17 protein-coding genes and 1 pseudogene are annotated in these 19,036 nt (G+C 72.8%); 6 read left to right on the plus strand and 12 right to left on the minus strand.

Going from position 1 to position 19,036, the window contains the following annotated elements; translation table 11 throughout:
• Nucleotides 1–32: 32 nt before the first annotated feature.
• Nucleotides 33–1,325 carry a CehA/McbA family metallohydrolase gene (locus tag OG488_RS05750; protein ID WP_329226522.1) on the minus strand — a complete coding sequence of 431 codons (1,293 nt, stop codon included), beginning with the start codon at nt 1,323–1,325 and terminating at the stop codon, nt 33–35.
• A gap of 181 nt (nt 1,326–1,506) precedes the next feature.
• Here OG488_RS05750 and OG488_RS05755 point away from each other — a divergent pair.
• The 3 genes and pseudogenes from OG488_RS05755 to OG488_RS05765 all read left to right on the plus strand — a co-directional run.
• A pseudogene (locus OG488_RS05755) lies at nt 1,507–1,584 on the plus strand (3-oxoacyl-ACP reductase); the annotation flags it as partial.
• Between the two features lie 117 nt (nt 1,585–1,701).
• Entirely contained in the window at nt 1,702–2,292 is a 591-nt protein-coding gene (locus tag OG488_RS05760) for a hypothetical protein (protein WP_329226524.1), read from the plus strand.
• A gap of 111 nt (nt 2,293–2,403) precedes the next feature.
• Entirely contained in the window at nt 2,404–3,048 is a 645-nt protein-coding gene (locus OG488_RS05765) for a DNA alkylation repair protein (protein WP_329238457.1), read from the plus strand.
• 37 nt (nt 3,049–3,085) lie between these two features.
• Here OG488_RS05765 and OG488_RS05770 read toward each other — a convergent pair whose 3' ends face one another.
• The 5 genes from OG488_RS05770 to OG488_RS05790 are packed head-to-tail and all read right to left on the minus strand — an operon-like array spanning nt 3,086 to nt 7,838.
• A complete protein-coding gene (locus OG488_RS05770) occupies nt 3,086–4,495 on the minus strand; it encodes a purine-cytosine permease family protein (RefSeq protein WP_329226526.1) in 1,410 nt (469 codons plus the stop codon).
• Nucleotides 4,496–4,525: 30 nt separating this feature from the next.
• Entirely contained in the window at nt 4,526–5,461 is a 936-nt protein-coding gene (locus OG488_RS05775; RefSeq protein WP_329226527.1) for an ABC transporter substrate-binding protein, read from the minus strand.
• Nucleotides 5,458–6,144, minus strand: a complete 687-nt coding sequence (locus OG488_RS05780; RefSeq protein WP_329226528.1) for an ABC transporter permease — start codon at nt 6,142–6,144, stop codon at nt 5,458–5,460. Before OG488_RS05780 ends, OG488_RS05775 begins: the two co-directional genes overlap by 4 nt.
• A gap of 3 nt (nt 6,145–6,147) precedes the next feature.
• A complete protein-coding gene (locus OG488_RS05785) occupies nt 6,148–6,798 on the minus strand; it encodes an ABC transporter permease (protein WP_329226529.1) in 651 nt (216 codons plus the stop codon).
• On the minus strand, nt 6,795–7,838 hold the full coding sequence (locus OG488_RS05790) for an ABC transporter ATP-binding protein (protein ID WP_329226531.1): 1,044 nt from the start codon (nt 7,836–7,838) through the stop codon (nt 6,795–6,797). The genes OG488_RS05785 and OG488_RS05790 overlap by 4 nt, the downstream gene beginning before the upstream one ends.
• A gap of 151 nt (nt 7,839–7,989) precedes the next feature.
• Here OG488_RS05790 and OG488_RS05795 point away from each other — a divergent pair, with 151 nt between their 5' ends.
• Nucleotides 7,990–9,516 (plus strand): aromatic amino acid ammonia-lyase, encoded by a 1,527-nt coding sequence (locus tag OG488_RS05795; RefSeq protein WP_329226533.1) that lies wholly within the window; start codon nt 7,990–7,992, stop codon nt 9,514–9,516.
• Between the two features lie 17 nt (nt 9,517–9,533).
• On the opposite strand, the gene OG488_RS05800 is transcribed toward OG488_RS05795, so the two are convergent.
• Both OG488_RS05800 and OG488_RS05805 read right to left on the minus strand, forming a co-directional pair.
• Nucleotides 9,534–10,898, minus strand: coding sequence for an MFS transporter (locus OG488_RS05800; RefSeq protein ID WP_329226535.1), 1,365 nt, complete (start codon nt 10,896–10,898; stop codon nt 9,534–9,536).
• Between the two features lie 108 nt (nt 10,899–11,006).
• Nucleotides 11,007–11,363 (minus strand): ArsR/SmtB family transcription factor, encoded by a 357-nt coding sequence (locus OG488_RS05805; protein WP_329226537.1) that lies wholly within the window; start codon nt 11,361–11,363, stop codon nt 11,007–11,009.
• Between the two features lie 161 nt (nt 11,364–11,524).
• Here OG488_RS05805 and OG488_RS05810 point away from each other — a divergent pair, with 161 nt between their 5' ends.
• Nucleotides 11,525–12,058 (plus strand): GNAT family N-acetyltransferase, encoded by a 534-nt coding sequence (locus OG488_RS05810; protein WP_329226538.1) that lies wholly within the window; start codon nt 11,525–11,527, stop codon nt 12,056–12,058.
• A 289-nt stretch (nt 12,059–12,347) separates the two neighbouring features.
• Here OG488_RS05810 and OG488_RS05815 read toward each other — a convergent pair whose 3' ends face one another.
• On the minus strand, nt 12,348–13,283 hold the full coding sequence (locus OG488_RS05815) for a LysR family transcriptional regulator (protein ID WP_329226540.1): 936 nt from the start codon (nt 13,281–13,283) through the stop codon (nt 12,348–12,350).
• 126 nt (nt 13,284–13,409) lie between these two features.
• On the opposite strand from OG488_RS05815, the gene OG488_RS05820 reads away from it, so the two are divergent.
• Entirely contained in the window at nt 13,410–14,654 is a 1,245-nt protein-coding gene (locus tag OG488_RS05820; protein ID WP_329226541.1) for an MFS transporter, read from the plus strand.
• A 40-nt stretch (nt 14,655–14,694) separates the two neighbouring features.
• Here OG488_RS05820 and OG488_RS05825 read toward each other — a convergent pair whose 3' ends face one another.
• Genes OG488_RS05825 through OG488_RS05835 form a run of 3 tightly spaced genes read right to left on the minus strand, consistent with a single transcriptional unit; the run spans nt 14,695 to nt 18,993 of the window.
• Entirely contained in the window at nt 14,695–15,771 is a 1,077-nt protein-coding gene (locus OG488_RS05825) for a peptidase C39 family protein (RefSeq protein ID WP_329226542.1), read from the minus strand.
• A 58-nt stretch (nt 15,772–15,829) separates the two neighbouring features.
• The gene (locus OG488_RS05830; RefSeq protein ID WP_329226545.1) at nt 15,830–17,932 is read right to left on the minus strand and encodes an iron ABC transporter permease; all 2,103 of its coding nucleotides are present in this window, start codon (nt 17,930–17,932) and stop codon (nt 15,830–15,832) included.
• Nucleotides 17,929–18,993, minus strand: coding sequence for an iron-siderophore ABC transporter substrate-binding protein (locus tag OG488_RS05835; RefSeq protein ID WP_329226547.1), 1,065 nt, complete (start codon nt 18,991–18,993; stop codon nt 17,929–17,931). Before OG488_RS05835 ends, OG488_RS05830 begins: the two co-directional genes overlap by 4 nt.
• Nucleotides 18,994–19,036: the final 43 nt, after the last annotated feature.

Raw genomic sequence — 19,036 nt, forward strand, 5'->3', positions numbered from 1 at the left:
GCGACCCCTCCGGCCCCGGAGGGCGTGGCCGGTCAGCCCTGGAGCCACCAGGGGCTGCTGTACGCCACCCCCCAGTCGTTGCACACGTGCCCCGCCGGTCCGGGCGAGCCGTTGGCCCGGGCCGGGTCGGAGACGCGCAGGACGACCCAATTGCCGTCGGCGGTGTCCAGCGGCACGGTGAACTCGGTGATCCGGCCGGCCGTCGTCGTGACGACGTCGACGACCTCGGGCGCGGCGGTGCCCGGCCGCAGCACCTGGATGTCCAGGGGCCTGCCGGCCCACTCGGCGCCCCGGTCCAGGTCGACCCGGAAACGTACGTCCCCTGAGGTGAGGGGCAGTTGCCCACCCATCCGGACACCGGCGGCCGTCGCGTCCAGGCGCAGACCGGAGACACGCGTGGCGAAGAAGCGCCGCGCACGCATCGCTTCGAGGACACCCGCCCTGGTGTTCTCGGTGACCCACAGGCCGCTGCGGCCCTTGCCCTCGGGGTAGCCCCAGTCGGTGCCGTGCTCGTCGGTCACACCGGTCAGACCGGTGCGCCAGCCGGCGTTCAGGCAGGCCACCAACGGCGAGCTCCTGCCCGAGGACCAGCCCTCGAAGAGGTAGTCGTCGGTCCGGTTGAACATCTCCAGGCTGACCATGCGGTCGTGCGCGGCCGCGTGGTGGCTGAACTCGTCGAACCGCAGCACCTCCCGCCCGGGGTGGTTGAAGCCGGCCACCGCGTCCTTGTCGTCCAGCCAGTCGAAGAACGCCCGCATGCCCGGAGCCAGCGACATGTCGACATAGGAGTCGGAGAACCAGACATTGGCGTGGCCGAGCAGCGCGTGCGTCCATTCGAAGCCGCGGATCGCGGTGTAGACACCGGGAATGTCGGCCGCGTCGGCCAGTTGCGCCGTGCGCCTCCACTCGGAGGAGCTGAGACCCCCGATGGTGAACACTCCGCTGTGGTCGGTGAGGGCGGCCACGTCGAGTCCGGCGCCACGCATCGAGGCGAAGGCGAGTGCGGGGTCCCCGTCGCCGTCGGACATGGCCGTGTGGTTATGCAGGTCCGCGTGGACGAGGGTCGTCCCCCGCGTGATCAGCGAGGCACGGGACGCCCCGCCCGCGGCCAGGGCCCGAGACCCACCGGCAGCCGCCGTGGCGGTGGTGGCGGCCCGGGCGGTCCCGGGAGCCGCCGCCAGGAAGAGCATCCCGCCCGCGGCGGCGCCGAGCAGGGCCCGGCGGCCCGTCCCCGCCGCCTGCGCGCGAGGGCCGTGCCCGTCGGCGCGGTCATGTCCGTGGGTGTGGTCGTGTCCGTGCGTGTGGTCGTGTCCCTGGTCTCCCATGGCGCAATCCCATCCGATTGGCAGGAACATGGCAACATGAGGTGACCGACCGGCAGGTGAACGTTGTGTGAGCGGCCCCGTTCACAGGCGCGCGTACGTGCCCCGGCGGGTCGCCCGGACGTCCGCCGACCCGGGCGGCGGTCCGCACCGGGGCGAGCGGGGAGAGGAGCCGGGCGAGCCGGGCCGCACCGGGACGGTCGACGAGGTCGCCCCGCTGGTCGTCTTCCTGCTGTCGGACGAGTCGTCCTGGCTGGAGGGCAGGGGCGGAGGGCCCGGCGTGCCCCGGACAGAAATGGCGGGAGGACGGCGCCTTACGGCTTCCCCCGCGTGGGCATGATGCGGGCCGGGGACGGCACCGACGCACCGGGGGGCGGACATGTTCGACGGTCTGAGGAACAATCGCGCGCTGAGAAGGATCACGGACGCATGGTTCTGGGAGGACGTGTACGACGCGGTGTCCGATCTCGTCCGGTCCCGCTCGGTGTGGGTGTTCGTGGGCAACGCGGGGACCTTCGCCTGCGCCCTCGCCGCGTTGCTGTACTTCTGGTCGCGCCCGCTCTCGTTCGCGGGCTGCGCCGTCGTCCAGCTCGTCTGTCTCCTCTGCCAGGCGGTGGCCCTGATCCCGGTCGTGTGGCCGGCACCGGCGGCGACTCCGCGGGACGTCGCCGGCCTCTCCGACCTCCACCAGGGAATGACGGTCGCCACCGTCTGCGGCTCATGGATCTTCGGTGTGTTGCCGGGGGCAGGTCTGCTCACCTTCCTGGACGTGGACCCGGACGGCCCGCGGTGGGCTGCCGTGTTCCTCTCGGGGACGGCGCTGATGATGGCCTGCGTGGCGGGCCTGATCACCGCGACGGCCGTCTCCGGCACGGTGGTGGCACGACGCCGCGCGGCGGCCGGGCCTCCGGACGTGTCCGACTGGGGGGACAGCGCCGATGCGGACTCGGGCGGCTCCGACGGGGACTGAACGCCACCGCCGGGTCCGGCACCCAGCCGTCGTGGCGGCTCCGCCCTTAAGCTGCTTCCTCCAGATGGGAGACAGGAGGCCGGTGTGGCCGGGACGACGGTGGCCGAGGTGATGGCCGAGCTGGCCGGGCTCGAGGACCCGAAGGCACGCGCGGTGAACGAGCGGCACGGGGACGATCACGGCGTGAACCTCGGCGCGCTGCGGGCGCTCGCGAAGCGGCTGAGGACGCAGCAGGAACTCGCGTGCCGGCTGTGGGAGTCGGAGGACACCGCGGCGAGGCTGCTGGCGCTCCTGATCTGCCGTCCGAAGGCGTTCGGCCGTGACGAGCTGGACGCCATGGTGCGCGACGCCCGCACCCCCAAGGTGCACGACTGGCTCGTGAACTACGTGGTGAAGAAGAACCCGCACGCCGACGAGCTGCGCACAGCCTGGTCCGCCGATCCGGACCCGGTGGTCGCGAGCGCCGGCTGGGCCCTGACCACCGATCGCGTGGCGAAGAGGCCCGACGGGCTCGACCTCGGCGGCCTGCTCGACGTCATCGAGGCGGAGATGAAGGACGCCCCGGACCGCCTGCAATGGGCCATGAACCACTGCCTGGCCCGGATCGGGATCGCGCACGCCGCCCACCGCACGCGCGCGATCGGCATCGGCGAGCGCCTGGAAGTGCTCAAGGACTATCCGACGCCCCCGGGCTGCACCTCCCCGTACGCGCCCGCCTGGATCGGCGAGATGGTGCGCCGGGAGCAGGCCGGGTAGCCCGGGGCCTCCGCGCCCCGGGTGTCCCCGGCCGGTGTCAGGACGTGTTCCGCGGGGCGACCAGGGCGTACCGCGTCTCCTCCGGGACGTGCGAGGTGTCGCGTCGGGCCAGTAGCCAGTACAGGGCCGCGGGCACCGCCAGGCCGACGATCCAGGAGATGTCCGCGCCGCCCAGCGGCTCCACCATCGGGCCCGTGAAGAAGTGTGTCGCGAGGAACGGGAGCTGGGCCAGGACGCCCACCCCGTAGACGGTGAGGGCGTCGCCCCGCCAGGCGCCGTAGCGGCCCCCGGGGTCGGAGAGTGCCGGTATGTCGTACCGCTCCCGCGAGATCAGGTAGTAGTCGACCAGGTTGATCGCCGACCACGGGGTGAAGAACGTCAGCAGGAACAGCAGGAAGTCCTTGAAGGTCGTCAGGAAGCTGTCCTTGCCCAGCAGCGCCACCGCCGTGCCCGCCGCCATGATCAGGGCGATGTACGCGGTCCTGCCGCGCGGCGAGAGCGTCGCCCGGCCGCGGAACCCGCTGATGCCGGTCACCATCGACATGAAACCGCCGTAGGTGTTGAGCACGTTGATGGTCAGCTTGCCCAGCGCGATCACGAAGTAGAGGAACGAGGCGATCAGGCCCGTGCCGCCCAGGCCGACCACGTAGCCGACCTGGTCGGCGAGGAACGCCTCGCCCGCGGACGCCGCCACGAGCACCCCGAACGTCATCGACCACTGCGAGCCGAGCGCCGAGCCCGACAGGGTCCACCAGAACGTGGCCCGTTTCGACGTCGTACGCGGCAGATAGCGCGAGTAGTCCGCGACGTAGGGCCCGAAGGCGAGCTGCCAGGACGCCGAGAGCGACACCGCGAGCAGGAACATCGGCAGGTCGAAGTGCGCGTCGCCGAGGAGGGCCGGGAGGTCCACCCGGTCCAGGAGCCGGACGCCGAGGTAGAGGAAGGCGACGGCGCAGATGACGCTCGCCACGCGGCCCAGGGCGTGGATCACGCGGTAGCCGGCCGTCGCCACCACCGCGGTGACCACGGCGAAGACCACGATGCCGGTGGTGTCGCTCGTGTGCGTGAGCTTCGCCGTGGCCTGTCCCGCGAGGACGCTGCCGCTGGCGAAGAAGCCGACGTACATGAGGATGACCAGGAGCAGCGGCACGGCCGCGCCGCGTACGCCGAACTGGGCGCGGGACTGGATCATCTGGGGCAGGCCGAGCTTCGGTCCCTGCGCCGAGTGCAGGGCCATCACCGCGCCGCCCAGCAGGTTGCCGAGCAGCAGACCGGCCGCCGACCACACCACGTCGCCGCCGAAGACGACGGCGAGCGCGCCGGTGACGACCGCGGTGATCTGCAGGTTGGCGCCGAGCCAGAGGGTGAACTGGCTGAACGCGGTGCCGTGCCGTTCGCCGTCGGGGACGACGTCGATGGAGCGCCGCTCCACGAGAGTGTCTGCCATGATCCGGTGAGCTCCCTGCTGCTGGGTGGGCTACTTCGTGCTGATCCCGTGCCGTGCGGCCCAGTCGTGCGCGACGTCCTCCGGGTCCTTCTTGTCCTTGTCCACCAGGCGGTTGAGCTCGGTGAGGTCCTCGGTCGTCAGCGCGTTGCCGAGGCGGGCGAGCGCGGCCCGCACCGTCGAGTCGGCCTTGCGGTCGGCGACGAGCGGGACGACCCGCTGGCCGGGGACGAGGTTCTTGGGGTCGGTGAGCACGACCCACTTCTCGGCGGCGATGTCGGTGTCGGTGGTGAAGAGGTTCGCGACGTCGACGTCCCCCTTCCGCAGGGCGCCCTTGACCAGGGGCCCCGAGGAGTCGAGGGACTTGAACTCCTTGAACTCCACGCCGTAGACGTCCTTCAGGCCGACCGCTCCCACCGTGCGCTTCTTGACCTCGGGGGCGGCTCCGATGACGAGTTTCCCGTTGTGCTTCGCGAGGTCCGCGAGGGACTTCAGGCCGTAGGTCGCGGCGGTCTCCCGGGTGACGACGAAGGCGTCGGAGTCCTCCGCCCTGCCGTAGGGGAGGATCTGCAGGCCTCGCGGGAGTGCCATGGCGAGGGCGTTCTGCATCTCGCCCTCCTCGGTCGCCTCGGCCTCGGGGTCCAGGTAGTGGAGCAGCGCGCCCTGGTACTCGGGCAGGAGGTCGATGTCGCCGCCCTTCAGGGCGGGGATGAGGATCTCGCGCGTGCCGAGGTTGGGGCGGACGGTGGCCTTCACACCGGCTGCTTCGAGCGCGGCGGCGTAGAGGTGTCCGAGGACCTGGTTCTCGGTGAAGTTGGCGGTGCCGATGGTGACGCCGCCCTTGCTGGAGCCTCCGCCCCCGCCGCCGGACCCCTGCCCGTCGAGCGAGGTGATGCCGCTGCCGCAGGAGGCGAGCGCGGGGACGGTGGCGGCGGCGAAGAGCCCGCCGAGGAGGTTTCTGCGGTTCATCGTGCTGGCTCCTGGGCAGTCGTGGCGGGGCGGTGGCGGAAGAGGGCGCGCTGGAGTGCGGAGAGCGCGAGATCGAGGACGACGGCGACGACCGCCACGAGCACGGCGCCGCCGAGCACCTGGACGAGGTCGCGCTGGGCCAGGCCGTCGAAGACGTAGCGGCCGAGCCCGCCGAAGGAGACGTACGCGGCGATGGTGGCCGTGGCGACGACCTGGATGAGCGCGAGCCTGAGCCCGGTCATGATCAGGGGGAGCGCCAGGGGCAGTTCGACCTGGAGGAGGACCTGGTGGGGGCGCATCCCCTGGCCGCGTGCCGCGTCCCGCACCTCGGGGTCGACGGCGGTCATCCCGGCGTAGGTGTTGGTGACGATGGAGGGGACGGCGAGTGCCACCAGCGCGATGTAGACGGGCCACATCGACAGTCCGCTGGCGAGGAAGACCAGCACGACGAGCCCGACCGTGGGGAGCGCCCGGCCGAAGCTCGCGAGGTTGATGGCGAGGAAGGCACCGCGCCCGGTGTGCCCGATGAGCAGGCCGACCGGCAGCGCGAGGGCGGCGGCGACGAGCGTGGCGAGCAGCGAGTACTGGAGGTGCTCGGCGAGGCGGTGCCCGATGCCGTCGGGCCCGGTCCACTGTTCGGCGCTGACCAGCCAGGCACCGAGATCCTTGAAGAGTTCGTACACGGTTCAGGCCCCCTGCTTCTGACGGCGCGTCCAGGGAGTCAGGACGTACTGGAGGGTGACGAGCGCCGCGTCCGCGACGAGGGCGAGGAGCAGGGTGAGGACGACGCCGACGATGACGGGGGTGGGGAAGTTGCGCTGGAAGCCGTCCGTGAACAGCTGCCCGAGTCCGCCGTCCCCGATGTACGTGGCCACGGAGACGAGGGAGATGGCCATCACCGTCGCGATCCGCACGCCCGCCATGATCACGGGGAGGGCCAGCGGCAGTTCGACGGTGAGCAGGGTGCGCAGCGGCCGGGCGCCCATGGCCTTCGCTGCCTCCTTCGTCCGTGCGGGCACGGAGTCCAGGCCCTCGACGGTGTTCCTCAGGAGCACGACGAGGGTGTAGATCGTCAGGCCGATGACGGTGGTGGTGCGGGTGAGCCCGCTGACCGGCAGGAGGAGCACGAAGACGGCGATGGACGGGATGGTGAAGAGGACGTTCGACAGGCCGAGGAGGAATCCGCGCAGCGGGCGCACCCGGTGCGCGACCACGGCCAGGGGGAGCGAGACGGCCAGGCCGAGGAGTACGGCGGTGAGGGCGGCCTGGAGGTGCGAGAGGGTCAGGGTGGTGAGATCGCCGGTGTGGTCGGATATCCACGACCAGTCGACGGTCACGCGGCCACCGTGCTCGCCGCGCTGTGCACGTGTCCCGCGTGGTCGTGGATGTCGGCGCGGGAGGTCACTCCCGTGAGGACGCCCTGCGCGTCGACCCGGGCGACCAGGGCGCTCGGCGCGGCGATCGACTCGTTGAGCGCCGAGAGGAGGGAGTCCGTGTCCCGCAGCGGCCGGACCGGGGCCTCCGCGTCCGTCTCGGTGTCGCGCCAGGCCAGCGGCTTGCGGGCGGCGTCGAGCGTCAGCTGCCAGCGGGTGCCTTCGGGAGCGGGTCCCTGCGGGACCTCCGCGAGCGTCGTCAGGGACAGGAGCTTCAGGCCGCGCTCCGCGCCCAGGAAGTCCGCGACGAAGGCGTCCGAGGGGCGGGCCAGGAGTTCGGCGGGGCCCGCGCACTGGACGAGGTGGCCGCCGGTGCGGAAGACGGCTATGCGGTCGCCGAGCCGCACGGCCTCGTCGATGTCGTGCGTGACGAAGACGATGGTCTTGCTCAACTCCCTCTGGAGTCTCAGCAGTTCGTCCTGGAGCTGGGTGCGGACGACGGGGTCGACGGCGCCGAACGGCTCGTCCATCAGCAGCACGGGCGGGTCGGCGGCGAGCGCGCGGGCCACGCCGACCCGCTGCTGCTGACCGCCGGAGAGCTGGTGGGGGTAGCGCTTCCCGGCGTCGGCGGCGAGGCCGACCGTCTCCAGGAGTTCGGCCGCCCGCGCCCGGGCCTTCCTGCGGCCCCAGCCGAGCAGCAGCGGCACGGTCGCGATGTTGTCCAGGACCGTGCGGTGCGGGAAGAGCCCGGACTGCTGGATCACGTAACCGATGGAGCGGCGCAGCTCGGCGGCGTCCTGCTCCAGGACGTCCTTGCCGTTGACCCTGATCGTCCCGGAGGTCGGATCGACCATCCGGTTGATCATGCGGAGCGTCGTCGTCTTGCCGCAACCGGAAGACCCGACGAGGACGGTCACGCCCCCTTCCGGCATCTCGAGGGTGAGGTCGTGCACCGCGGTTGTGCCGTTCGGGAAGCGCTTGTGGACCGTATCGAATTGGATCATGAGGAGTCCCTTGCCCGGCTGTATATCGTCATGCAGACTTCTTGGTGACTGAATAGATTGTCAATAGTTCGTCGCCGCTCAGGCGTAAATCCCTGGTTACTCATGGCTGTAGAGCGAGACGGAACGCCCGGTTGAGGAGGAATCACGAGTGATGTCGTCTCGTATCGCGGACAGGGCGACCGACACCAGCAGTGCGACCGTCGTCCTGGACGGCCGAGGACTGATGGTCGCAGATGTCGTACGCATGGCCGAATCCACCGCAAAACCCGTTCCGGGAGAGGACGGGATGAAGCGCGTGGAGGCATCGTGGAACGCCGCGCGGGAGATCGCCTCGTGGGGTCGTGTCTACGGCCGCTCCACCGGCGTGGGCGCCAACCGGAATGAGTCCGTGCCCACGGAGGCGGCAGCCGATCACGGCCTGCGGCTCCTGCGCAGCCACGCCGGGGCGATCGGTGAGGAGCTGCCCGCACGACAGGTGCGCGCCATGCTCGCGGTCCGCGCCAACCAGCTGCTGGCCGGTGGTGCCGGCCTGCGGCCGACCGTCGTCACGGCCCTCTGCGAGGCCCTGGGGACGGGTGCCTACCCCAAGGTCAACGAATTCGGTTCGGTCGGCACCGGCGACATCGCCGCCCTCGCCCAGATGGGTCTCGCGCTGGCGGGCGAACACCCCTGGGAGGGGTCGGGTGCGGCCCCCGGCCCGCAGCCCCTGGACAACAACGACGCCCTTGCCCTGATCAGCAGCAACGCCCTCACCCTCGGCCAGTCCGCGCTCGCGCTGCACGAGCTGCGCGGCCTGATCGCGGCCACCCAGGTGGTGGCCGCGCTGTCCCTGATGGCGATCGACGGTTCGTACGAGGCGTACGCGCTGCCCGTGCACGAGGCACGACGGCACGCGGGGTCGTACGCGGTCGCGGAGCGGATGCGGCGGCTGCTCGGCGCACCCGACCGCCCCACACCTCCACTCGGCCGGATCCAGGACCCGTACGGCTTCCGCTGCGTACCGCAGATCCACGGGCCTGCGCACGATGCGGCGGACGCGCTCGAAGACGTCCTCACGGTCGAGATCAACGCGGCGGCCGAGAACCCGCTGATCTCGGCGGACGACCGGGCCGCCTACCACCACGGCGGCTTCTACCTCGCCCAACTCGCCCTTTCGCTCGACCACTTCAGGCTGGCGGTGACACAGGCGGCACGTCTGTCGACCTCGCGCCTCTCGACGCTGAACGAGCCGGGCTTCACCCGCCTGCGGCCGTTCCTCGCGGACGGCGAGCCCGCGTCGTCGGGCGTGATGATCCTCGAATACGCCGCAGGGGCGGCCCTCGGCGACCTGCGGGCCTTCTCGGCGCCCGCCTCCCTCGGCCACGCGGTGCTCTCGCGGGGCGTCGAGGAGCAGGCCAGCTTCGCCTCGCTCGCGGCCCGCCAGACGCTGCGCGCCTGCGCGGCGTACCGGCTCGTCGTGGGCTGCGAACTCGTCTCAGCGGTACGGGCGTTGCGCCAGCGCGACATGCGGCTCGATCCGGAGCTGCCCGTCGGCCGTGCCTTCGAGCTGGCGGACGCCGCGCTCGACGCGGAGCTGGCCGACCGGCCGCTGACGGACGACGTGACCAGGGCGGCCGGCCTGCTCGACCGGTTCACCGAGCTGTGGCTGGACCTCGGGTCCGGGGTGAACGGCGCCTGAGCGCCGGGGCGTCACCTTCAGGGCCGCGACGCGGCCCGCCCCGGCGACGGCCAGGTGGGGTGGTACCGGTCGATGGCGTAGTGGTGCCGGTGCCGCCAGCCGTCCCGGGTGGGGCTCGCTCCGGTCAGGTGCGGATGGCCGGGCTCCAGTCCGGCGTGGACGTGGTCGAGCTGGGCCGGGTCACCCACGGGCCAGAGCGCGGTGGCGGCGAGGGTCGCGGCGAGGGCGACGGCGCCGAGGACGACGGCGGTGACCGGGAGACCCGCACCGGCGGCGAGCCACCCCGCGAGCGGGTAGGTCAGCAGCCAGCAGCCGTGGGAGAGGGAGAACTGGGTGCTGAAGGCGGCGGGCAGGTCGGGGGTGGTGACGGAGCGGCGGATGACCCGGCCGCCCGGTGTGAGGACGGCGGAGGAAGCCGCGCCGATCAGCGCCCAGACGGCGAGGACCGCCGCCCACGACCAGGTGCTCGGCGCGGCGGCGCTGAGGGCGGCGACCGCGACGAGGGTGACGGGGAGCATGCCGCCGGCCGTGAGCATGACCGCGCGGTCTCCGGCCCTGTGCAGCAGACGGGGCAGGAGCAGCGCGGCGGCGACGGATCCCGCACCGTAGGCGCCGAGCGCGAGGGACAGCGCGCTGTCGGGGCGGTGGAAGTGGTCCCGTACGAGGACGACGGTGTCGACGAAGACGATCGCCCCGGTCGCCGCGACGGCGAGGTCGAGCGCGAGCAGGGCCCGCAGCCGCGGGGTCGCCCGGAACAGGCGGGTCCCGCGGACCGCCCTGGCACGGGCACCCCCCGGGTGTTCCGGCGCGGCGGGTTTCGGCAACGCCACGGAGACGACGAGGGCCGCGGAGGCGAGGAAGCCGGCCGCGGTCCCGGCGAACAGCCAGTTGGAGGAGATGAGGGTCAGCAGGCCGGCGGCGAGCGCGGGGCTGAACAGGCTCTCGAGATCGTAGGCGAGCCGGGACAACGAGAGGGCCCGGGTGTAGTCGCGTTCCTCGGGCAGCACTTCGGGGATCGTGGCCTGGAAGGCCGGGGTGAACACCGCGGACGCCGCCTGCAGGAGGAGGATCAGGACGTAGATCTGCCACACCTGGGTGACGAACGGCAGGGCGAGCGCGACACCGGCCCGGGTGACGTCCGCCGCCACCAGCAGCGTGCGGCGCGGCACGCGGTCGGCGAAGGCACCCGCCAGGGGGGCGACGCCCACGTAGGCGACCATCTTGATCGCCAGGGCGGTCCCCAGGACGGCCGAGGCGCCACGGCCCGCGATGTCGTAGGCGAGCAGGCTCAGCGCGACGGTGGCAAGTCCGGTGCCCACCAGGGCGACGACCTGTGCGGTGAACAGGTGGCGGTAGGTGCGGTTGCGCATCACGGAGAGCATCGGCCCCGTCCCTGATCGACGTGAGGAGACCATGCCATTAGACAACATGTGCACACCTGCGCACATGTTGTCTTCAGGCCACCGCCGCCCCCTCAGGGTGAAGTCCGGTCAGTCGTGGGGCGGCAGAGCCCTGATCTGGTGGTCGGCGACGCTCAACGCCTCGTCGACCAGGCGGCGCAGATGGCCGTGGCGCAGGGAGTAGACGACCCTGCGACCGTCCTTGCGGGTCGCGACCAGGCCGGCGAGACGCAGCTTGGCCAGGTGCTGGCTGACGGAGGTCCGGGCGGCACCGCACGCCTCGGTCAGCGTGGTCACATCGGCCTCGCCCTGCCCGAGCCGCTGCAGCAGGGCCAGGCGCGTACGGTCCGCGAGCAGGGCCAGGACCGACGCGGCGACGTCCAGCCGCTCCCCCGCCTTCTCCTCCTGCAGATGAATCGCACCTGCTGAACCCGCGCGTGAAGCCATGCGCCCATCGTAGAGGTGGGTCCGGGAGCGACGTCCCCGTGCGCGCGTCCCGGCACCGGCCCCCGCGGAGAGACCGGGCCTGCGGCGGCGTAGTGTGGCGCGCCCCGCAGCACGCCGGCTCGACGGCCGGCTGCCGAAGCCGACCAGACCGCGGAGCACCCGTGAACGCCACGTCGATTCGCCTGATCGACCCCTCCGACGGTCCCGCGCTCTCCGGCCTGCTCGCCCGGGACGCACAGGCGTACGCGCGCTGGCTGCCCGCCCGGCCCGCGGACTTCTACACGCCGGAGGGGCAGGCCTCGGTCGTCGACTCCCTGCTGGCCTCGCACACCAGGGGACTCGCATGGCCCGGCGTCATGGTCTCCGGCGAGACCGTGATCGGCCAGATCAGCATCAGCTCGATCCTGCGCGGCCCGTTCCAGAAGGGGTACCTCGGCTACTGGGTCTCCTCCCTCCACCAGGGCCGCGGACACACGAGCCGTGCCGTCGGCCTCGCGCTGCGGATCGCCGAGGACGAGCTGGATCTCCACCGGCTGGAAGCACACACCCGGCTGGACAACGTCGCGTCCCAGGCGGTCCTCCGCAAGCACGGATTCCGTTCCTGGGGCATCGCCCACGACCACTTCCACGCCGACGGCGCCTGGCACGACGAGGTGTTCTGGGAGAGGAGACTGGCCGGCGGGTCCGTCTCCTGAAGACGTCGACCACACGTCACACCCCCGAAGGGCCGGGACGACTACGGCGTGCCCGGGAGCCGGACGGTGACGAGGAGGCCGCCGGCGGGGCGGGGGACGAGGTCGAGGGTCCCGTCATGGGCGCGGACGATGCGGTGCACCGGGGCCGACGCCCTCTGGGTGGGGGTTCGTGTCCCCATCGCGGGCGGAGGGGCGTTGCGGTGGCGTATGCGGTTCTCGATACGCGCGCGATACGTTCCGGAGACCGGCCGGCCCGGGGTTACGGCCCGTCCCCGTGACCGGGCCGCTTTCAGCGCCTGAACACCCAGCTCGGCGTCCAGGTCCCGGCGGCGTCATGGCCGGCCGTCGCGTCGGCGAGGTGGGAGCGGAGCGTGGCCAGCGCCGGGTGGGGGTTGTCGCGGTGCCACAGGAGCGAGTGCGGATAGACGGGCGTCGGGCCGGTCACCGGGATGCGGCGCAGCCCGTGGCCGGAGGGCCAGACCAGGCGGGTGTGCCCGCCCATGAAGGTGGCCAGGGCCGGTGTGTCGGCCACGGTGTCGAGGAGCGCGTCGGACCCGAAGTTGGGGCCGGTCGCCTCGATGGTGAGACCGAACGCGGCGACGAGGTCGTCGTAGTAGGCGGCCCACTCCGTGCCGGGCACGATGCCGGGCATCCAGATCCGGTGCCCGGCGAGCTGCGCGACGGTCACCGACCGGGCGCCCGCGAGCGCGTGGGCGGGGCCGGTGAGGAGCTGGAGCTCCTCGTCGAGCACCCGGACGGACTGGATGTCGTCGGGGAGCGGCCGGCCGGGCGCGGCGACGGCGCGGAAGGTCGCGTCGATCTCCCCGGACCGGATCGCGGCGACGGCCGTCTCGATGTCGTGCAGCATCACCACGTCGAGCTCGATCTCGGGGTGTGCGCGGTGGAATCCGCGCATCAGGCCCGAGGCCGCGACGCGCGAGGCGATGATGTCGACGCGCAGCGGCCGGCGGCCGGTGCGCACGGACGTGGCCGCCCGCTCGGCGACGCGCAGCAGCTCGCGCGCGTGCGGCAGGAACGCCTGCCCGTCGATGGTGAGCTCGGCACCGCGCGGAGTGCGGGTGAAGAGCCGCACCCCGAGGGTGCGTTCCAGGGCGGCGATGCGCTTGGAGACGGCCTGCTGGGTGACCGCGAGCTCGGCGGCGGCCTCCTGGAACTGCCCCGCGTCGGCGGCGGTGACGAAGGTCCGGACGGTGTCGAGGTCCATGCCGACACCCTACGGACACAACCGTTGGTTGTGCCGGACGCCCAGGTGGTTGTTTGATCCCCTGGTACGGCACTCGCTTTGATGCTCCCGATGGCGGAACGGTTGTACGGGTGAGAGGCGTCGGGCATGGGCAACGGGCACCGGCTGGGGCGGCCGTTCGGGTGGCTCTGGGCAGCGTACGGGACCAGTGCGCTCGGTACCTGGCTCGCCTTCGGCGCCTTCCCCCTGATCGCCGTCCAGGTGCTGCACTCAGGACCGGCCGAGGTCGCCGCGCTCTCCTCGGTGGGGGCCGCGGTGGGCGCGGTGGTGGCGGTGCCGCTCGGCCCGTGGGTCGAGTTCAGGCGCAAGCGGCCCGTGCTGATCTCGATGGACCTGGTGCGGTTCGCGGCGCTGCTGACGGTTCCCGCCGCGTTCGCGCTCGGCGTCCTCACCTTCCTCCAGCTCCTGCTGGTCTCCGCCGTCGTCGCGGCGGCCGACATCACCTTCCGCGCCGCGTCGGGCGCCTACGTGAAGACGCTGCTGCCCGCCGAGGACCTGCTCGTGGCCAACGCCCGGTTCGAGTCCACGTCCTGGACCACCACGATCGTCGGACCGCCGCTGGGTGGCATGGCGATCGGGCTCCTCGGCCCGGTGGCGACGGTGGTGGCCGACGCGGTCAGCTGTCTGCTCTCGGCCCTGGGCATCCGCGCGACGGGCGGGAGCGAGCCGCCGCCGGAACGCCGGGAGGCCGTCCGCATGCGGGCGGGAGACCTCCTCGACGGCTGGCGGTACATCCTCGGCGACGCGGCACTGCGTCCGCTGTTCTTCAACACCGCCCTGTTCAACGGCCTGGTGATGGCCACCTCGCCGCTGCTCGCCGTCCTGATGCTCGGCCGGCTCGGCTTCGCCCCGTGGGAGTACGGCCTCGCCTTCGCCGCGCCCTCGGTCGGCGGGCTGCTCGGCGCGCGGCTGGCCCGGCCGCTCGTCGCCCGGTTCGGAGAGCACCGGGTCCTCGTCACAGCCGGGGCCCTGCGCGCGGTCTGGCCCGTCGGCCTGGCGTTCGTGGGGCCGGGGACCGGAGGGCTGGTGCTCGTCATCGGCGTCGAGTCCGGGCTCATCCTCTGCTGCGGGATCTTCAACCCGGTCCAGGCCACCTGCCGGCTCCGGCGCACCGCGACCGACCGGGTCACCCGCACGCTGTCCGCGTGGGCGGTGACGACCAAGGCCGGCACGGCTCTCCTGACAGCCGTGTGGGGTGTGCTGGGCGGCCTGCTCGGCCCGCGTACCGCCATCGGCCTGGCCGGCGTGCTCCTGCTCGCGACCCCGCTGCTGCTCCCCCGCCGGGCAGCCGTGCCGCTCTCGGAGCCTGACCCGGCGCGGAGCCGTGTCTGACGGTGTTCCAGGGCGGCCACGACTGCCCGGAGGGGACGCCTCACCGCTGCGGGCGGCCGATGGTCACGGCACCGCGGAAGCGGTCGTCCGAGAGGGTGGACATCTCGTCGAGCGAGGCGTCGGGGACGGGCAGCAGATGGGCGTCGACCCAGGTGTCCCCCGCCGCCGCGTTGGCCCACGGGTCCTCGATCACCAGGGCGCCGGGGACGGCGCCGTGGCAGAGCACCCAGTGCGGCACGTCGAACCCCTGCATCCCGGCGAGCGAGACCAGGAGCAGCACGTGCTCCTCCCTGCCGATCGCGCCGCGGATCGCGGCCAGGGAGAGGTGATCCGCGTCGACCGGGACACCGATCCGTCCGGCGTCCTCACGCGACGCGCGCTGGAGCAGGGCGCGCCACTCCTGCTCGCTCTCCGGGTAGTGGTCGAGCAGGACGGGGCGGTCCACGTCGAGGTGGACCGTTACGGGGGACGACGGCCACGCCCGCTGTACGGCGAGGCCCAGCCGGACGGGCTCGCACGCGGGGAAGTTGGTCGCGTCGCGCCACAGCGTCAGCTCCGCGCCGCGGTCGAACTCCTCCCGTTCCAGGGCCCCCGCGTGCGCCTGGGCGACCAGCGCGGTGACGGCGCCGCACGTGAAGTGCGTGCTCTGCCGGTAGTACGGGGGCTCGCTCACCTCGCCGTCGCTCAGCCAGCGGACGTATCCGGTGGTGGGCCCGTCCGCGCCCTCCACCTGAGCGAGCGGCGGGCGCAACGCGGTGAAGCCGGCGGCAGCGGCGTCCCCGGGGACGGCCGTCCACCCTTCCCACTTGACCTGCGCGAGCCCTTGGCCGTGTGCGTGGGCGACGACGGCTCCGACGGCCGCGGGCACGTCGCCGACGGCATCGACGATCTTCAGGTAGGCCGTGCGGGGGCGCGCCGTCACGAGCGCGGCAGCGGTCCATCCGTCGCCGTCGTCCGCGGGGACGGCCACGATGTGGGGGGCGTGGGCGGAGCGGTCCACCGCGCGCCAGCGCTCCGCCACCTCGCGGTGACCGAGCCGCCCCAGCCGGTCCGGCGGGGCGTCGGACTCGTACGGGACGACAATGCTTCTCACGGGTGTTCCCTGGTCGAGGGGCATTCCGGCGCTCCTTGCGGATCGGAGGGGACGTGGGGCGGAACCGGTGCGCTGCCGTCCGTCATGCGCGGGACTTCCGGAGCACCCACACGAAGTACGGACCGCCGACCAGGGCGATCATCAGGCCCGCCGGTACCTGGGCGGGGGCGACGAGTGTGCGGCCGAGGGCGTCGGCCACGCAGACCAGCAGGGCGCCGAGCAGCATCGCGACCGGGATCGCGCGGCCGTGCCGGGCGCCCACCAGCGAGCGGGCGAGGTGCGGGGCGACGAGCCCCACGAAGCCGACGACACCGACGGCGACCACGCTGAGCGCCGCCAGGACCGCGGCGATCGACAGGGCGACGAAGCGCGTGCCCGCCGGCCGGACGCCGACGATGCGCGGGGTGTCCTCGTCGACGGCGAGCAGGTCGAGCCGGCCGCGCATGGCGAGCAGTACGGGGAGAGCCAGTGCCAGGGCCACCGCGACCGGCACCACGTCGGGCATCGTGCGCCCGTAGGTCGTGCCGGAGAGCCACGTGAAGATGCGGGGCGTGTGGTACGGGTCGGCGCGCAGCAGGAGGAAGGTGGTGATCGAGCTGAGGCCGTAACCGCAGCCGATGCCGATCAGGACGAACCGGTCGGGCAGGAATCCGCCGCGCCAGGACAGCAGGGCGATCACCGCGAAGGTGGCCAGCCCGGCCGCGACCGCGGCCGCGATGAGCACCGGCCTCCCACCGGGGGTCCCGGAGGTGACGACGCTCGCGGCGCCCAGCCCGGCGCCCGCCGTGATGCCGAGCACCCCCGGTTCCGCCAGCGGGTTGCGCACCGCGCCCTGTACGACGCATCCGGCCAGGCCGAGCGCCGCGCCGGCCAGGACGGCGGCGGCCACGCGCGGGACCCGGTCGTCGATCGCCTGGCCGATCAGCCCGGGTGCGGCGCCCCGGGCCCAGAGGGCGACGTCGCCCGTCCGCAGCCAGAGGCTTCCCGCCAGGACGGCCACGAGGACCGCCCCCGCGAGGAGGACCAGCGCCCCGAGCACGACGAGGAGGAACGCGCGGGTCGACCGCGCGGCGACCCGGGCGTGCGGGGGTTGCCGCAGCTGACCCGTGTCCCGGAGGCGGAGCGCGAGGACCACGATCACGACGGAGCCGAGCAGCGCGGTCGGCACGCCGGTGGGGATGGAGGCCGCCCCGTCGGCGCCCTGCACCGCGCGCAGGGTCGCGTCCGCGACGAGGATGAGCAGCGCGCCGAGCAGCCCGGCGGCGGGCACCAGGAAGAGGTGCCGGCGCAGCGCCCGGACCTTTCCGGCGACCAGCCGGGCGAGGACGGGGGCGCCGAGGCCGACGAAGGCGATCGGGCCGGCGAGGGTCACCGCCGTGCTGGTCAGGAGCACCGCGCAGAGCACGGCGGTCACCCGGGTGGTGCGGATCGGCACCCCGAGGGTGGAGGCGGCGTCGTCGCCGAGGTTCATCACGTCCAGCCGCCGGGACAGTGCCAGGGCCGCGCACAGCACCACGACCACGAGGGGAACGGCGCGCAGGGACGCGTCGATGTTCAGCTGGGCGAGCGAACCGCTCCCCCACGCGAAGAGTCCGGTCGTGTTCTGGTCGAACAGGATGAGGAGCATCCCGGTCGCCGCGTCCAGAGCCATCGCGGTCGCCGACCCGGCGAGGACGAGGCGTGTGCCCGCGGTGCCCGCGGCGCGGCCCGCGAGGGCCAGCACGAGCGCCGCCGCGACCAGTCCGCCCGCGAAGGCGACGGCTCCGGACGCCCACAGCGGGACGGTGAGGCCGAAGGCGGCGACGAGGGTGAGCGTGAAGTAGGACCCGGCCGTGACCGCGAGGGTGTCGGGGGAGGCCAACGCGTTGTGCGTGACGGACTGGAGCAGCGCGCCGGCGCAGCCGAGGGCGAAGCCCACGGCCACTCCGGCGAGCAGGCGCGGGACGCGCGAGCCGGAGATGATCTCCCCGACCGGCGGGCCGCCGGTGTCCTCGCGTTCCCCTGCGAGATGGCGCACCAGGTCGCCGACGCCGACGCCCGAGGTGCCCTGCGTCAGGTGCCACATGCCCACCAGGGCGGTCACGGCGAGAAGGAGGGCCAGGACGGCCACCCCGGTGGGGCCGCCGCCGCGCTCGGCACGCGGCAGCGCCTCCCCACCGGCTGTCGCTGTCTGCGGTGCGCTCACTTCTTGTCGAGTACGTCGACGTAGGCGTCGATCGCCTGCTCGTTGGAGCGCGGACCGCCGGCGCCCCACACCCGCGCCGGGAAGGCGTGGGCGCGGCCTTCCCCGACAGCCGGGAGCGTCTTCCAGATCGGGTTCTTGGCCAGGGCCCCGACGTACCCGCCGGCGCCCTCGTCGTTCGCGTAGAAGAGGTTGGCGTCGCCCACGGCGGTGAGTCCCTCGACGTCGGTCTGCGCGAGGCCGTAGGCGGGGTCGACGCCTCCGTCACCGTGCTTCTTGTTGACGTCGTCGGTCCACGCGGGCTTCAGGCCGAGTTCCTTGCCTATCTCGGTGAACAGGGCACCGTCGCTGTAGGGGCGGACGGTGAGGTTGCCTCCTTCGAGCCATCCGTCGAAGAACACGAAGTCCTTCGTCGGGAGATCGGCGTCGGTGACCTGCTTCTTCGCCGTGGCGAGGTGCTCGTCGAACTCCTCGAGCACCTGGTCGGCCCGCTCGGTACGGCCGGTCGCCTCGCCGATCATGCTGAAGACCTCGCGCATGTTCCCGATCGGGTCGTCCGGGTTCGCCCCTCGTGTCGCCATGACGGGGACGCCCCGCTTCTCCAGCTTCTTCAGGGTCTCGTCGTCGGCGTCGAACGCCTCCACGACGATGAGGTCGGGCTTCGCCGCGTAGAGGGTGTCCAGGTCGGGCTCCTCACGGGTCCCGATGTCCGTCACTCCGTCGGGCAGCTTCTCCGCGCTGACCCAGGTGCGGTACCCCTTCGCGTCGGAGACCGCGGTGGGAGTGACGCACAGGGTCAGCGCGTCCTCGACCTGCTGCCATTCCAGGACCGCGATCCGCTGGGCGGGCTTGTCGAGCTTCACCTGCCGGCCGACGCCGTCCTCGAAGGAGACCGGCTTCGTCGAGGTGGTCGTCGTGTCGTCGGCGCAGCTCTTCGACGCGGGTGCCGCGGCGGCGCTGTTCCCGGGCGCGGCCTTGTCGACGTCGGTCGTGCCGCAGGCCGTGGCGGTGAGGACGACGAGTCCGGCGGTGGCTGACGCCGTCAGGAGACGGGCACGGTTCATGAAGGGGGCTTCTTTCCGGTGGTTCGGCGGAGCGGCGGAGGTG

The sequence above is a fragment of the Streptomyces sp. NBC_01460 genome, assembly GCF_036227405.1.
Classification (GTDB): domain Bacteria; phylum Actinomycetota; class Actinomycetes; order Streptomycetales; family Streptomycetaceae; genus Streptomyces.

Bases quoted from the DNA above. Each gene is read 5' to 3' on its own strand.
- OG488_RS05790 (WP_329226531.1), bottom strand. From the start codon at position 7,838: ATGATCCAATTCGATACGGTCCACAAGCGCTTCCCGAACGGCACAACC.
- OG488_RS05795 (WP_329226533.1), top strand. From the start codon at position 7,990: ATGTCGTCTCGTATCGCGGACAGGGCGACCGACACCAGCAGTGCGACC.
- OG488_RS05805 (WP_329226537.1), bottom strand. From the start codon at position 11,363: ATGGCTTCACGCGCGGGTTCAGCAGGTGCGATTCATCTGCAGGAGGAG.
- OG488_RS05820 (WP_329226541.1), top strand. From the start codon at position 13,410: ATGGGCAACGGGCACCGGCTGGGGCGGCCGTTCGGGTGGCTCTGGGCA.
- OG488_RS05770 (WP_329226526.1), bottom strand. From the start codon at position 4,495: ATGGCAGACACTCTCGTGGAGCGGCGCTCCATCGACGTCGTCCCCGAC.
- OG488_RS05760 (WP_329226524.1), top strand. From the start codon at position 1,702: ATGTTCGACGGTCTGAGGAACAATCGCGCGCTGAGAAGGATCACGGAC.
- OG488_RS05750 (WP_329226522.1), bottom strand. From the start codon at position 1,325: ATGGGAGACCAGGGACACGACCACACGCACGGACACGACCACACCCAC.
- OG488_RS05775 (WP_329226527.1), bottom strand. From the start codon at position 5,461: ATGAACCGCAGAAACCTCCTCGGCGGGCTCTTCGCCGCCGCCACCGTC.
- OG488_RS05765 (WP_329238457.1), top strand. From the start codon at position 2,404: ATGGCCGAGCTGGCCGGGCTCGAGGACCCGAAGGCACGCGCGGTGAAC.
- OG488_RS05815 (WP_329226540.1), bottom strand. From the start codon at position 13,283: ATGGACCTCGACACCGTCCGGACCTTCGTCACCGCCGCCGACGCGGGG.
- OG488_RS05800 (WP_329226535.1), bottom strand. From the start codon at position 10,898: ATGCTCTCCGTGATGCGCAACCGCACCTACCGCCACCTGTTCACCGCA.
- OG488_RS05825 (WP_329226542.1), bottom strand. From the start codon at position 15,771: ATGCCCCTCGACCAGGGAACACCCGTGAGAAGCATTGTCGTCCCGTAC.
- OG488_RS05835 (WP_329226547.1), bottom strand. From the start codon at position 18,993: ATGAACCGTGCCCGTCTCCTGACGGCGTCAGCCACCGCCGGACTCGTC.